The organism is Thioalkalivibrio sp. ALJT (assembly GCF_000381825.1).
In the GTDB taxonomy this organism is placed as follows: Bacteria; Pseudomonadota; Gammaproteobacteria; order Ectothiorhodospirales; family Ectothiorhodospiraceae; genus Thioalkalivibrio.
The window spans coordinates 189,156-202,289 of the sequence record NZ_KB907124.1; the positions used below are offsets into that span (position 1 = coordinate 189,156).

The 13,134-nt window shown below is 64.3% G+C and carries 12 protein-coding genes; 5 read left to right on the top strand and 7 right to left on the bottom strand.

The window, feature by feature from the left end; translation table 11 throughout:
* Positions 1–5: 5 nt before the first annotated feature.
* The 4 genes from fabF to fabD form a co-directional block, all read right to left on the bottom strand.
* On the bottom strand, positions 6–1,226 hold the full coding sequence (fabF, locus tag G332_RS0106640; protein WP_019626222.1) for a beta-ketoacyl-ACP synthase II: 1,221 nt from the start codon (positions 1,224–1,226) through the stop codon (positions 6–8).
* A 134-nt stretch (positions 1,227–1,360) separates the two neighbouring features.
* The gene (acpP, locus tag G332_RS0106645; RefSeq protein ID WP_018872584.1) at positions 1,361–1,600 is read right to left on the bottom strand and encodes an acyl carrier protein; all 240 of its coding nucleotides are present in this window, start codon (positions 1,598–1,600) and stop codon (positions 1,361–1,363) included.
* Positions 1,601–1,727: 127 nt separating this feature from the next.
* The gene (gene fabG, locus G332_RS0106650; protein ID WP_019626223.1) at positions 1,728–2,465 is read right to left on the bottom strand and encodes a 3-oxoacyl-ACP reductase FabG; all 738 of its coding nucleotides are present in this window, start codon (positions 2,463–2,465) and stop codon (positions 1,728–1,730) included.
* A 31-nt stretch (positions 2,466–2,496) separates the two neighbouring features.
* Positions 2,497–3,447, bottom strand: coding sequence for an ACP S-malonyltransferase (fabD, locus tag G332_RS0106655; RefSeq protein WP_081619772.1), 951 nt, complete (start codon positions 3,445–3,447; stop codon positions 2,497–2,499).
* Positions 3,448–3,651: 204 nt separating this feature from the next.
* On the opposite strand from fabD, the gene infA reads away from it, so the two are divergent.
* The gene (gene infA, locus G332_RS0106660; protein ID WP_012982660.1) at positions 3,652–3,870 is read left to right on the top strand and encodes a translation initiation factor IF-1; all 219 of its coding nucleotides are present in this window, start codon (positions 3,652–3,654) and stop codon (positions 3,868–3,870) included.
* A gap of 86 nt (positions 3,871–3,956) precedes the next feature.
* Here the strand turns inward: infA and clpA are convergent, their stop codons facing one another.
* The 3 genes from clpA to icd form a co-directional block, all read right to left on the bottom strand.
* Positions 3,957–6,227 carry an ATP-dependent Clp protease ATP-binding subunit ClpA gene (clpA, locus tag G332_RS0106665; RefSeq protein ID WP_019626225.1) on the bottom strand — a complete coding sequence of 757 codons (2,271 nt, stop codon included), beginning with the start codon at positions 6,225–6,227 and terminating at the stop codon, positions 3,957–3,959.
* A gap of 5 nt (positions 6,228–6,232) precedes the next feature.
* On the bottom strand, positions 6,233–6,559 hold the full coding sequence (gene clpS / locus G332_RS0106670; RefSeq protein WP_018140091.1) for an ATP-dependent Clp protease adapter ClpS: 327 nt from the start codon (positions 6,557–6,559) through the stop codon (positions 6,233–6,235).
* Between the two features lie 111 nt (positions 6,560–6,670).
* Entirely contained in the window at positions 6,671–7,927 is a 1,257-nt protein-coding gene (gene icd / locus G332_RS0106675; RefSeq protein ID WP_019626226.1) for an NADP-dependent isocitrate dehydrogenase, read from the bottom strand.
* A 161-nt stretch (positions 7,928–8,088) separates the two neighbouring features.
* Between icd and G332_RS0106680 the strand changes: the two genes are divergently transcribed.
* The 4 genes from G332_RS0106680 (at position 8,089) to acnA (ending at position 13,115) form a co-directional block, all read left to right on the top strand.
* Positions 8,089–8,550: an NUDIX domain-containing protein gene (locus G332_RS0106680; RefSeq protein ID WP_026340673.1), complete on the top strand. Its 462-nt coding sequence runs from the start codon at positions 8,089–8,091 to the stop codon at positions 8,548–8,550.
* Positions 8,547–9,653 carry a tRNA 2-thiouridine(34) synthase MnmA gene (gene mnmA / locus G332_RS0106685; protein WP_026340674.1) on the top strand — a complete coding sequence of 369 codons (1,107 nt, stop codon included), beginning with the start codon at positions 8,547–8,549 and terminating at the stop codon, positions 9,651–9,653. The genes G332_RS0106680 and mnmA overlap by 4 nt, the downstream gene beginning before the upstream one ends.
* A 62-nt stretch (positions 9,654–9,715) precedes the next feature.
* Positions 9,716–10,345 carry a high frequency lysogenization protein HflD gene (gene hflD / locus G332_RS0106690; RefSeq protein WP_019626229.1) on the top strand — a complete coding sequence of 210 codons (630 nt, stop codon included), beginning with the start codon at positions 9,716–9,718 and terminating at the stop codon, positions 10,343–10,345.
* Positions 10,346–10,361: 16 nt separating this feature from the next.
* Positions 10,362–13,115 (top strand): aconitate hydratase AcnA, encoded by a 2,754-nt coding sequence (gene acnA, locus G332_RS0106695; RefSeq protein WP_019626230.1) that lies wholly within the window; start codon positions 10,362–10,364, stop codon positions 13,113–13,115.
* The last annotated feature ends 19 nt before the right edge of the window (positions 13,116–13,134 follow it).

Consider the following 13,134-nt stretch of genomic DNA (forward strand, 5'->3'; position numbering starts at 1 on the left):
CGGCGTCAGATGGTGCGGAAGACCAGGGTGCCGTTGGTGCCCCCGAACCCGAACGAATTCGACAGGCCGACCCGGGTGTTCATGTCGCGCGCTTCGTTGGCAACATAGTCCAGGTCGCAACCCTCACCCGGGTTTTCCAGGTTGATCGTGGGCGGCGATACCTGATCGTGCAGCGCGAGCGCGGTAAACACGCCCTCGATCCCGCCGGCGGCACCCAGCAGGTGGCCGGTCATCGACTTGGTGGAATTCACGAGCAGCGAACGCGCGTGATCGCCGAAGGCCTTCTTCAGGCCCTGGGTCTCGGCCACGTCGCCCGCCGGCGTGGAGGTGCCGTGGGCATTGATGTAACCAACCTCGTCCGGGTTGACACCGGCATCGGCGAGTGCGCGATGCATGCACTTGGCCGCGCCGGACCCATCCTGCACTGGCTGGGTCATGTGGTGCGCATCGGCGTTCCAGGCAAACCCGGCCAGTTCGCAGTAGATCTTCGCCCCGCGAGCCTTCGCGTGCTCGTATTCCTCCAGCATCATCACACCGGCACCGTCGCTGAGCACGAAGCCGTCACGATCGCGATCCCAGGGGCGCGAGGCCTGTTCCGGGGCGTCATTGCGGGTGGAGAGCGCCCGCGCCGCCGCAAAGCCGCCGATACCCAGCGGGGTCGTGGCCATCTCGGCACCGCCGGCCACCATCGCATCGACATCGCCGTAGGCAATCATGCGCGCTGCATCGCCGATATTGTGCGTGCCGGTCGCGCAGGCGGAGACGATGGAGATGTTCGGCCCTTGCAGGTTGCGCATGATCGACAGGTTCCCCGCGACCATGTTGATGATGGCGCTGGGCACGAAGAATGGTGAAATCTTGCGCGCCCCACCCTTCAGGTAGGCGCCGTACGAGCGCTCGATGTACGGCAGACCGCCGATACCGGAGCCAATGGCAACCCCGATACGGTCCGCGTTTTCTTCGGTGACTTCGAAACCGGAGTCGTCCAGCGCCTGCAAGCCGGCTGCGAGTCCATAGAGGACGAAGGTGTCCATCTTTTTCTGGTCTTTCGGCGGGACGTAGTCATTGGCTTCAAAGTCCCGAACGGATCCCGAAATCTTTACCGGCATCTCCGACGCATCGAATACATCGATGGGGGAAATGCCGCTCTTGCCAGCCTTGATGTTGCTCCAGGCCTTGTCGATAGTGGATCCGACCGGGGATACGATCCCGAGTCCGGTAATCACGACACGTCGCTTAGCCAATGATGTTCTCCTCGAAAGACTGCAAATCCGCGTTCAGCGAAACGACGAAAGGCCGCCCTGCGTGCAGGAAGGCCCGTTCGCCACTCACGTTCTGACCGGCGCCAGCAGGCGTCGGATCAGTCCTTCATGTGTTCGTTGATGTAGTCGATGGCCTGCTGCACGGTCGTGATCTTTTCGGCCTGCTCGTCGGGGATTTCCGTTTCGAATTCCTCTTCAAGCGCCATCACCAGTTCAACCGTGTCCAGCGAATCCGCACCCAGGTCGTCGACGAAGGCAGCCGTGTTGGTCACGTCTTCTTCCTTCACGCCCAGTTGTTCGACAACGATCTTCTTGACGCGTTCTTCAATGCTACTCATGGTTCAGAAATCCCCTTCGGATTGAGGCGGCTTCGATAAAGGCCCACCATTCTAGAGAAAACCCCCGCCGCGATCTAGCGATCAACGCCGCGGACGCCACGGGCCACACCGGGTGGTCCCGCGAAAATCAATGCATGAACATCCCGCCGTTTACATGCAGGGTCTCGCCGGTGATGTACCCGGCCTCTTCCGAGGCCAGAAAACCGACAGTTGCGGCAATCTCCTCCGGTGCGCCCAGGCGCCCCAGAGGAATCTGGCCCAGAAGGGCCTGCTTGGTGTCATCACCCAGTTCACGGGTCATGTCGGTATCAATGAAGCCGGGGGCCACGGTATTCACCGTGATGTTGCGGCTGCCCACCTCGCGCGCCAGCGAGCGCGCAAACCCGGCCAGACCGGCCTTGGCTGCGGCGTAGTTGGTCTGGCCCGCGTTGCCGGAGGACCCGACCACCGAGCCAATCAGGATGATGCGACCGCGCCGCAGCTTCATCATCCCTTTCAGCAGCCGCTGGGTCAGCCGGACCGCCGCAGACAGGTTGGTGTCGATAATGGCATCCCACTCTGCGTCCTTCATCCGCATGAACAGGTTGTCACGCGTGATGCCGGCGTTGTTCACCAGAACCTCGATGGCCCCCTCCCGGTCCTGAATATCCTTCAGGCCGGCCGCCACCGATTCCGCATCGGTCACGTCCATTGCGATACCACGACCACCGTATTCCTTCAGGGCCTCGGTAATCCGTTCGGCACCGGCCTCGCTGGTGGCCGTACCAATGACCTGCAGGCCCTGCTGGGCCAGGCGTTGAGCGATCGCGGCGCCGATGCCGCGGCTGGCTCCGGTCACCAGGGCTACGCGTTTGCTGTCGGACATGTTTGAGCCTTTACGTCGAGATGAGAAGAGTTCAGGTGCGGTCGCCGGAGAGGCGCTGGACGGTCGCCTCGAGGGTTGCGCGATCGGCGACATCGTACAGTTCCAGGGCGCGGTCGATGCGCTTGGCCAGTCCGCTCAGGACCCGCCCGGGCCCGCACTCGACCTGGACGTCAACTCCCTGCGTCCGGAGGCCGCGAATGGTCTCGACCCAGCGCACCGGCCGGTACAGCTGTGCGGCCAGGTTGGCCTTGATATCGGCCGCGGACGCCACCGGACCTGCCGTCACGTTCTGCCAGACCGGAAGGGTCGGCGCATGAAACGCGGTCCGGTCAAGAACGGCCTGCAGTTGCTCGGCGGCCGGCTGCATCAGGGCGCAATGCGACGGCACCGAAACCGGTAGCTTGACGGCCCGCTTCGCACCGGCATCCTTCGCGGCGCCCACCGCGCGTTCCACCGCCGCCGTGTTGCCGGCAATGACGACCTGTCCCGGGGCATTCAGGTTGACTGCCTCCAGTACCTGGTCCCCGGCATGGGCCTCGCAGAGCGCCTGGACTGCTGCATCATCGAGCCCCAGGATTGCCGCCATTGCCCCCTCGCCCTCTGGCACCGCGGCCTGCATCGCGCGTGCACGTTCGGCAACCAGGTGCACGGCATCGGGAAAACGCAGCACACCGGCCGCGACCAGGGCGCTGTATTCACCCAGACTGTGGCCTGTCACGGCCTGAGGGCGGGCATCGGTCTGCGCGCAGAGCAGTCGCCAGGCCGCCACGCCGGCCGCGAGCATGACCGGCTGGGTCCATTCGGTCTGATTCAACTGCTCGACCGGGCCGTGCTGGCACAGACTCCAGAGATCGGCATCAAGGCAGTCCGAAGCCTCTTGAAAGGTGTCCCGCACGATGGCGTGGTCGTCGCCCAGGTCGGCCAGCATGCCGGTAAACTGAGAACCCTGGCCGGGGAATACGGCTGCCCAAGTCGTTGTCATACGCTGTCGGTCTCGCTCGTGAAAGCGATCGTAGTGTAGGCGCTCGCGTGAACGTCGGCAAACGAGCCCGATGCCCGGAAACCGGGAGCCCGCCGGGGCGGCCTGCCGTTCGGAATTCCAATCCGGTCACAAAGGGCCAATACTTGTGTTCCCTCGACGCATCCGGATAATGTCGCCACCTTGATTCAACGCGAGAGGAACTGTATGGCGAAGGAAGACGAAATCGAGCTGGAGGGCACTGTCGTCGAGACGCTGCCGAACACCACCTTCCGGGTGGAGCTCGAAAATGGGCACACGATCACGGCGCACATCTCCGGGAAGATGCGCAAGCATTACATCCGGATCCTGCGCGGTGACAAGGTGATCGTACAGATGACGCCCTACGACCTGACCAAGGGTCGCATCGTCTACCGCAACAAGTAAGCCCCTCTCGAACGAAGAAGCCCCGGCCGGACCGGGGCTTCTTCGTTCGCAGGCCATCCATGGCCCGTGCGTTTGCAGCCGGCGCTTCAGGAAGAAACGGCCGTCTCCTGGACATCCAGCTCCAGCCCCGATTCGCCAAGGCGTACGACCACTTCACCGCCCTGGGTCAGACGACCGAAGAGCAGTTCGTCCGCCAGTGGCTTCTTGATGTGCTCCTGCAGAGTGCGCGCCATCGGTCGCGCCCCCATCTTGGCATCGTAGCCGTGCTCCGCCAGCCAGGCCCGGGCATCCGGTTCCACGGTCAAGTGTACCTTCTTCTCGTCGAGCTGGGCCTGCAGCTGAATCAGGAACTTGTCGACCACATTGAGGATGGTCGCCTCGTCCAGCGGGCCGAACTGGATGGTGGCATCCAGCCGGTTACGGAACTCCGGCGTGAAGGTGCGCTTGATCGCCTCCATCGCATCGCTGGAGTGATCCTGCTGGGTAAAGCCCACCGACGGGCGGCTGGCCTGCTCGGCCCCCGCATTGGTAGTCATCACCAGGATCACGTTGCGGAAGTCCACCTCACGTCCGTTGGTATCCGTCAACGTGCCGTGGTCCATCACCTGCAGCAGCACATTGAACACATCCGGGTGGGCCTTCTCGATCTCGTCCAGCAACAGCACGGAATGCGGATGCTTCAGGATGGCATCGGTCAGCAGCCCGCCCTCGTCATAGCCGACATAGCCGGGCGGTGCCCCGATCAGGCGCGAAACCGTATGGCGCTCCATGTACTCCGACATGTCGAACCGCGCCAGATGAATGCCCATCTGCTGCGCCAGCTGACGCGTGACCTCGGTCTTGCCGACGCCTGTGGGACCTGCGAACAGGAACGAGCCAATCGGCTTGTCCATGTCGCCCAGCCCGGAGCGCGCCATCTTGATTGCCGTCGCCAGGGTGCCGATCGCCTCGTCCTGCCCGAACACGGTCATCTTCAGGTTGCGGTCGAGGTTGCGCAGGGTCTCCTTGTCGGAGCTGGAGACCGACTTCGGCGGGATGCGCGCGATCTTTGCTACGATGGTTTCGATGTCCTGCACCCCGATGGTCTTCTTGCGCTGGCTGGCCGGCTGTAGCTGGCGGCTGGCCCCGGCCTCGTCGATCAGGTCGATCGCCTTGTCCGGCAGGAAACGGTCGGTGATGTAACGATCGGCCAGTTCCGCCGCGGCGCGCAGCGCCGGCTTGGTAAAGCGCACGTTGTGATGCGATTCAAAGCGGGATTTCAGACCGCGCAGGATCTGCTCGGTCTCGTCCACCGTGGGCTCGGGGACCTCGATCTTCTGGAAACGCCGCGCCAGGGCGCGATCCTTCTCGAAGATGCCGCGATATTCCTGATAAGTCGTGGACCCGATGCACTTCAGCTCGCCCGAGGCCAGCATGGGCTTGATCAGGTTCGATGCATCCATCACCCCGCCGGAGGCCGCGCCGGCGCCGATGATGGTGTGGATCTCGTCGATGAACAGCACCGCACCCGGCTCCTTCTTGAGCTGGGCCAGAACGCCCTTCAGACGCTTCTCGAAGTCACCGCGGTATTTGGTCCCGGCGACCAGCGCCCCCAGGTCCAGGGCATAAACGGTCGCGGATTCGATCGCCTCCGGTACCTCCTCGTCGACAATGCGCCGCGCCAGACCCTCGGCAATGGCGGTCTTGCCGACCCCGGCCTCGCCGACCAGCAGCGGGTTGTTCTTGCGCCGGCGGCAGAGGATCTGGACGGTGCGTTCGATCTCGTGATCGCGACCGATCAGCGGGTCGATCTCGTCCTTGTGCGCCTTTTCGTTCAGATTGCTGGCATACAGCTGCAGCGCGTTGGTCTTCTCCTCGCGCTCGCCCTCCACCGGCTCGGCCTGGGACTCGTTCGGGTTGGGCTGCGCCCCGAGTTCGTCCTCGCCCACCTTGGAGATCCCGTGCGAGATGAAGTTGACGACATCCAGACGCGAGATGTTCTGCTGCCCCAGCACATACAGGGCCTGGCTGTCCTGCTCGCCGAACAGGGCCACCAGGACGTTGGCGCCGGAGACCTCCTTGCGTCCGCTGGACTGCACATGGAACACGGCCCGCTGCAGCACCCGCTGGAAGCCCAGCGTCGGCTGCGTCTCGCGCGAATCGTTTGGCGGGATCCGCGGCGTGTTCTCGTCGATATAGGCCTCCAGCTCGTCGCGGATGCGATCGAGATCGCCCCCGCAGGCCCGCAGCACCGTGGCCGCGCTGGGATTCTGCGCCAGCGCCATCAGCAGATGCTCAACGGTCACGAACTCGTGACGTTTTTCGCGGGCCTCCTTGAAGACCATGTTCAGGCTGAATTCGAGTTCCTTGTCGAGCATGGGAGTCAGGCCTCCTCCATCGAGCAAAGCAGTGGGTGCTGATGGCTGCGGGCGTAGTCGTTCACCTGCGCCACCTTGGTCTCGGCCACATCCCGGGTAAAGATGCCGCATACTCCCTTGCCGCGCGTGTGCACGTGCAGCATCACCCGGGTGGCCTTTTCGCGATCCATGCTGAAGAACGTCTCCAGCACTTCGATCACGAACTCCATCGGCGTGAAATCGTCGTTGAGCAGGACCACCTTGTACTGTCGTGGTGGCTTGAGCTCCGGCCTCGATTCTTCGACCGTTACCGAGTCGTCTCGATCGGGGTTTTGGGGCTTGTCATCACTCATCGGTCGAACTCACGCCTTCAGCGGTTACTCGTTTGGGTCGTTTCCATCCTCGAATGGTTCCGGGCCGGGGCCAAGTGCCCTTACGGACACTCCGACCACCGGCCCGCCCCATCACATGTGCTTGATCATTGCCTCGCCAAAGGCGGAGCAGGCAATCGGCTCGACGTTATCCATCAGCCGCGCGAAGTCGTAGGTCACCTCGCCGGCGCTGATCGCGCCGCCCATGCCCTTGACCACCAGATCCGCCGCCTCGGACCAGCCCAGATGCCGCAGCATCATTTCGGCAGACAGGATCAGCGAACCGGGGTTCACCTTGTCCTGGCCGGCGTACTTCGGCGCGGTCCCGTGGGTCGCCTCGAACATCGCGGTGGTGTCCGACAGGTTCGCACCCGGGGCGATGCCAATGCCACCCACCTGCGCGGCCAGCGCATCCGAAATGTAGTCGCCGTTGAGGTTCAGGGTGGCGATCACCGAGTAGTCCTCCGGGCGCAGCAGGATCTGCTGCAGGAAGGCATCGGCAATCACGTCCTTGACCACGATATCGCGGCCGGTCTTCGGGTTCTTGAAGGTCTGCCACGGGCCACCGTCCAGATCCTGTGCACCGAACTCCTCGCGTGCCAGCTCGTAGCCCCAGGCCTTGAAGGAGCCCTCGGTGAATTTCATGATGTTGCCCTTGTGCACCAGCGTCACCGACGGACGGTCGTTGTCGATCGCGTACTCGATGGCCTTGCGTACCAGGCGCCTGGTGCCCTCGCTGGAGACCGGCTTCACGCCGATGCCGGCAGTATCCGGGAAGCGGATCTGCGTCACGCCCATCTCGCCCTGCAGGAAGTCGATGATCTTCTTCGCCTCCGGCGTGCCGGACTCAAACTCGATGCCGGCGTAGATGTCCTCCGAGTTCTCGCGGAAGATCACCATGTCGGTTTTTTCCGGCTCCTTCAGCGGGCTCGGGGTGCCGTCGTAGTAGCGCACCGGGCGCAGACAGACAAACAGATCCAGCTTCTGGCGCAGTGCCACGTTCAGGGAGCGGAACCCGCCACCCACCGGCGTCGTCAGCGGGCCCTTGATGGACACGCTGTATTCCTTCACGGCCGCAAGCGTCTCTTCCGGCAGGCCGGAGTTGTCGTCGTAGACCTGCGTGGCCTTCTCACCGGCAAAGACCTCCATCCACTCGATGGCCTTCTTCCCGCCATAGGCCTTTTCCACGGCGGCATCGGTCACCCGGCGCATCACCGGGGTAATGTCCACCCCGATCCCGTCCCCCTCGATAAACGGGATGATCGGACGATCCGGGACCGTCAGCTTGCCCTGCTTGTCCACGGTGATGCGCGCGCCCTGTTCCGGGACCTGAATGTGCTGATAGGCCATGCCAACTCCTTGTGCGGATCTGAGATCAATGAATGCCTGAAGGCGTTTATTGGGATTATACATGGCAAGCCTGATTAACCAGTGGCCTGAAACCGTCCTGAATGACCCCGACCGTGCCCCTGGTCGGCGGTGAGCGCACCTGCTGCGTTATCATGGCGGCCATGACCGACCGCCTCCCCTGCCATATCACCGTGGCCGCCGTCATCGAGGACGCCGGCCGCTTCCTGTTTGTCGAAGAAACCGAGGCTGGCCGCCGCGTGCTGAACCAGCCTGCGGGCCACCTCGATGCCGGCGAGGACCTCGTGGCGGCCGTGATTCGTGAGGTGCGCGAAGAGACCTGTCTGGAATTCCAGCCCGAGGCAACCCTGGGCTGCGACCTGCTGGAACTGTCCAGCGGCAGTGTGATCCTCCGGGTCAGCTTCTGCGGCCCGACACAGCGCCCCGCAGCCCCCGGGCCACGCGATGCGGCCATCCATGCCCTGCACTGGTTAACCCCGGAGGAGGCCGAACATGGCTGGCCACTGCGCAGCCCGCTGGTCATGCGCAGCATCCAGCGCTATCGCGAGGGCGGACGCTTCCCGCTGGCCGCGGTGGGCGGCCTGGTGCGCGCCCCGTTCGCATGAGTGCTGGCGAGCGCGTGATCGTCGGCCTGTCCGGCGGGGTGGACTCGGCCGTGGCCGCGAGTCGCCTGATCGAGGCCGGCTACCGCGTCGAGGCCCTGTTCATGAAGAACTGGGAAGATGACGACGACGCCGAATACTGCGCCGCCGAGGACGACTACCGCATGGCCTGCGAGGTCGCCGCGACGCTGGAGATCCCGCTGCACAAGGCCAATTTTGCCGAGGACTACCGTCAGCGTGTATTTGCCCGTTTTCTGCACGAGTACGAAGCCGGACGCACCCCCAACCCCGATATCCTCTGCAACCGCGAGATTAAGTTCCGCTCGTTTCTCGACCACGCCCGTGCCCTGGGCGCGCGCTGGATCGCGACCGGGCACTACGCCCGAGTGCGCCACCACCCGGATTACAGCGAACTGTGCCTGGCCGCCGATGCGAACAAGGACCAGACCTATTTCCTGCATACCCTGACGCAGGAGCAGCTGCGCCCTGCCCTGTTTCCGCTCGGCGACATCCCCAAACAAGAGGTGCGAGAACGCGCCCGTGAACTGGGCCTGCCTAATCATGCACGCAAGGACTCCACCGGGATCTGTTTCATCGGGGAACGGCGCTTTCGCGATTTTCTGGCCCAGTACCTGCGCGCAGCGGCCGGCGCGATGCAGACCCCGGAAGGCCAGGTCGTCGGTCAGCACCAGGGCCTGATGTTCTACACCCTGGGGCAACGCCAGGGCCTGGGCATCGGCGGTGTCGATGGCTTTGCCGAGGCCCCGTGGTATGTGGTCGACAAGGATATCCGGCACAACCGGCTGATCGTCGCCCAGGACCCGCAGCACCCGTTGTTGATGAGCCCCGCGCTCACCACCGAGGCCGTGCACTGGATCCATCGGCCCCCGGAGTCGGGCGAGCCGTTGCTGGCGCGCCTGCGCCATCGCCAGCCGCTGCAGTGGTGCCGACTGGGGCCCGGTGACGGCGCCGGCAGCCAGGTGGTGTTCGACACCCCCCAGCGCGCGGCGACCCCCGGCCAGTCGATTGCCTTTTACCGCGAGGACGTCTGCCTGGGGGGCGGCGTTATCGCTCGGCGCAACACCCTGGCAGAACCTGCGCCGTGAGTCTCTGACGCCACTTCCGGTATAGTGGCAACTCCTTTTTGACGACCCCGGGATCTACTGGCTTGGACCGCTCCGATCACAACCGCACCCTCGCGCTCGCCGCCCTGTTTCAGTGCGCAAGCCTGGTCAAGGATCTCGCCTGGCGCGGGAACTGCGACGAATACGAGTTCGAAGTCCTGATCGGGAGCCTGTTCGCCTTCGATGCCGAGACCCCCGAGGCCGTCTATCGCGAGACCGTCAGTCTGAAGAGCGGTCTGGAGCGCATCGAGAGCCAGTTGCAAAACGGCAACAAGCCGCCGGATATGGAGATTACCCGGTATGCGATCGGGCTGATCTTTCTGGAACGCAAGCTGCAAAAGCGCGATGACATGTTGCAGAAGCTCACCGATGGTCTGCAGGGCGCGCAGCGTCAGATCGACTACTTCCACATCACGCATGAAAGCGTGATCGCCCGCCTGGCCGAGGTCTACAAGGAGACCATTTCCGAACTCGGCCCGCGCATTATCGTGCAGGGCGAACAGAACAACCTCTCCAATCCCGATACCGCCGCGCGCATCCGGGCGCTGCTGCTGGCCGGGATCCGGGCCGCCGTACTCTGGCGTCAGGCCGGGGGATCACGCTGGAAGCTGCTGTTCGGGCGCAAACGGCTGATCCGGGAGGCCAACGACATCCTCAATCGACTCAACACCTGACCGCGGAAGACGCAACATGAGCCACGCCGAACCGAAGAACACCCGCACCCTGAACGCAGGCGGCCGCGAGTGCCGTTACGTCCCGATCACCGACGATTCGCGGGCGCAGGATCTGCCCTTTGCGCTCAAGGTGCTGCTGGAAAACCTTCTGCGCTTCGAGGACGAGCGTACCGTGCGCCGGGCTGATATTGAGGCCCTGCTGGACTGGGACCCACAGGCCGAACCCAGTCAGGAGATCGCCTTCCGCCCGGCGCGGGTGCTGCTGCAGGATTTCACCGGAGTGCCGGCGGTAGTCGATCTGGCCGCAATGCGGGATGCCATGGAGGCACTGGGTGGGGACCCGAAGAAGATCACGCCACTGCAGCCGGCGGAACTGGTGATCGACCATTCGGTGCAGGTGGATGCCCACGGCAACGCCAACGCGATGAATCTTAACGCCGAGCTGGAATACTCGCGCAACCGCGAGCGCTACAGCTTCCTGAAGTGGGGCCAGCAGGCGTTCGATACCTTCAAGGTCGTACCGCCGGATACCGGCATCGTGCACCAGGTCAACCTCGAATACCTCGCACGCACCGTGTTCGTGGATGACCGGGCCGCGGGCGGCTGCATGGCCTATCCGGACACCCTGGTGGGCACCGACTCCCACACTACGATGATCAACGGCCTGGGTGTGCTCGGCTGGGGTGTGGGCGGCATCGAGGCCGAGGCCGCGATGCTCGGCCAGCCGATCTCGATGCTGATCCCGCAGGTCGTCGGCTTCCGCCTGAGCGGCAAGCTGGCCGAAGGCGCCACCGCCACCGATCTGGTGCTGATCATCGTCGAGATGCTGCGCAAGAAGGGTGTGGTCGGCAAGTTCGTCGAGTTCTTCGGCGACGGCCTGGCCGACCTGCCGCTGGCCGACCGCGCCACCATTGCCAACATGGCACCGGAATACGGCGCCACCTGTGGCATCTTCCCGATCGATGACGAGACGCTGGAATACCTGCGACTGACCGGGCGCGACGCCGGCCATATCGAATTCATCGAGGCCTACGCGAAGGCCCAGGGGCTGTGGCGCGACGACAGCGCACCGGTCGCGCGTTACAGCGACATGCTGGAGCTGGACCTGTCAACGGTCGAACCCAGCCTGGCCGGCCCCAAACGCCCGCAGGACCGCATCCCGTTGAGTCAGGCCGGCGCTACGATCAGCCACCATCTCGACACCATGCTCAAGGAACGCGAAAGTGGCGCAGACGAACCGGCCGAGGCCGAACGTTTCGCCACCGAGGGCGGCCATACCGCGGTGGGTGTGGAACACCAGGCGGAGGAGCCCCATCACACCGCGATCGAGATGGACGGCGAGACCTTTACCCTCGATCACGGCGATATCGTAATCGCCGCCATCACCTCCTGCACCAACACCTCGAACCCATCGGTGATGCTGGGCGCCGGTCTGGTCGCGCGCAAGGCGCGCGAGGCCGGGCTGCAAGTCAAGCCCTGGGTGAAGACCTCGCTGGCCCCCGGCTCGCGGGTGGTGACCGACTACCTGGAGAAGTCCGGCCTGCTGAAGGATCTGGAACACCTCGGCTTCCATGTGGTGGGCTACGGCTGCACCACCTGCATCGGCAACTCCGGCCCGCTGCCGGAGCCGATCAGCGAAGCGATCATCAAGGATGACCTGGTGGTCAGCTCGGTCCTCTCCGGCAACCGTAACTTCGAGGGGCGCATCCACTCCGAGGTGCAGATGAACTTCCTCGCATCGCCGCCGCTGGTGGTGGCCTATGCACTGGCCGGTCGCAGCAACATCGACCTGTACAAAGACCCCATCGGCGAGAACGCCGAAGGCCGTGCGATCTACCTGCGCGACATCTGGCCCACCACCGAAGAAGTTCGCCGCGAAGTCGCCGAACATGTAGGTGCCGGGAGCTTCACCAGTGCCTACGGCGACCTCTATTCCGGCGAGGAGCGCTGGCGCAACCTGGAGGCCCCGCAGGGCGAACGTTTCGACTGGCAGGAAGATTCCACCTACGTGCGCAACCCGCCCTACTTCAAGGGTATGGGGATGACGCCGATGCCCCTGAACGACATTCAGGGGGCCCGCGTGCTGGCGCTGCTGGGCGACTCGGTTACCACCGACCATATCTCCCCGGCCGGGTCCATCGCCAAGGACAGCCCCGCCGGCCGTTACCTCGAATCCAAGGGCGTGAAATCGGCCGACTTCAACTCCTACGGCTCGCGGCGCGGCAACCACGAAGTGATGATGCGCGGGACCTTCGCCAACGTGCGCCTGCGTAACCTGCTGGCGCCGGGTACCCAGGGCGGTGTCACCCAGCACCTGCCAGATGGCGCACAGATGTCCATCTATGACGCGGCCATGCGTTATCAGGAAGAGGACACCCCGCTGATCGTGATCGCCGGGCAGGAATACGGGACCGGCTCCTCGCGTGACTGGGCCGCCAAGGGCACCCTGCTTCTGGGCGTGAAGGCCGTGATCGTCGAAAGCTTCGAGCGCATCCACCGCTCCAACCTGGTCGGAATGGGCGTACTGCCGCTGCAGTTCCTGCCGGGCGAGAACGCCGCCAGCCTCGGTCTTACGGGACGCGAGACCTACAGCATTACCGGGGTGGAGAACGGCGAGGCGCGCGAGGCTACCGTCACCGCTGTCAGCGATGACGGCCAGCGCAAGACCTTCAACGTCCGTGTGCGGCTGGATACACCGCAGGAGGTCGACTATTTTCGCCACGGCGGCATCCTGCCCTACGTATTGCGCCAGCTTGCGGCTTCGGCATAAAGTCATGGCATGGGACGGA

Bases quoted from the DNA above. Each gene is read 5' to 3' on its own strand.
- acpP (WP_018872584.1), bottom strand. From the start codon at position 1,600: ATGAGTAGCATTGAAGAACGCGTCAAGAAGATCGTTGTCGAACAACTG.
- fabG (WP_019626223.1), bottom strand. From the start codon at position 2,465: ATGTCCGACAGCAAACGCGTAGCCCTGGTGACCGGAGCCAGCCGCGGC.
- fabD (WP_081619772.1), bottom strand. From the start codon at position 3,447: ATGACAACGACTTGGGCAGCCGTATTCCCCGGCCAGGGTTCTCAGTTT.
- infA (WP_012982660.1), top strand. From the start codon at position 3,652: ATGGCGAAGGAAGACGAAATCGAGCTGGAGGGCACTGTCGTCGAGACG.
- clpA (WP_019626225.1), bottom strand. From the start codon at position 6,227: ATGCTCGACAAGGAACTCGAATTCAGCCTGAACATGGTCTTCAAGGAG.
- clpS (WP_018140091.1), bottom strand. From the start codon at position 6,559: ATGAGTGATGACAAGCCCCAAAACCCCGATCGAGACGACTCGGTAACG.
- icd (WP_019626226.1), bottom strand. From the start codon at position 7,927: ATGGCCTATCAGCACATTCAGGTCCCGGAACAGGGCGCGCGCATCACC.
- G332_RS0106680 (WP_026340673.1), top strand. From the start codon at position 8,089: ATGACCGACCGCCTCCCCTGCCATATCACCGTGGCCGCCGTCATCGAG.
- mnmA (WP_026340674.1), top strand. From the start codon at position 8,547: ATGAGTGCTGGCGAGCGCGTGATCGTCGGCCTGTCCGGCGGGGTGGAC.
- acnA (WP_019626230.1), top strand. From the start codon at position 10,362: ATGAGCCACGCCGAACCGAAGAACACCCGCACCCTGAACGCAGGCGGC.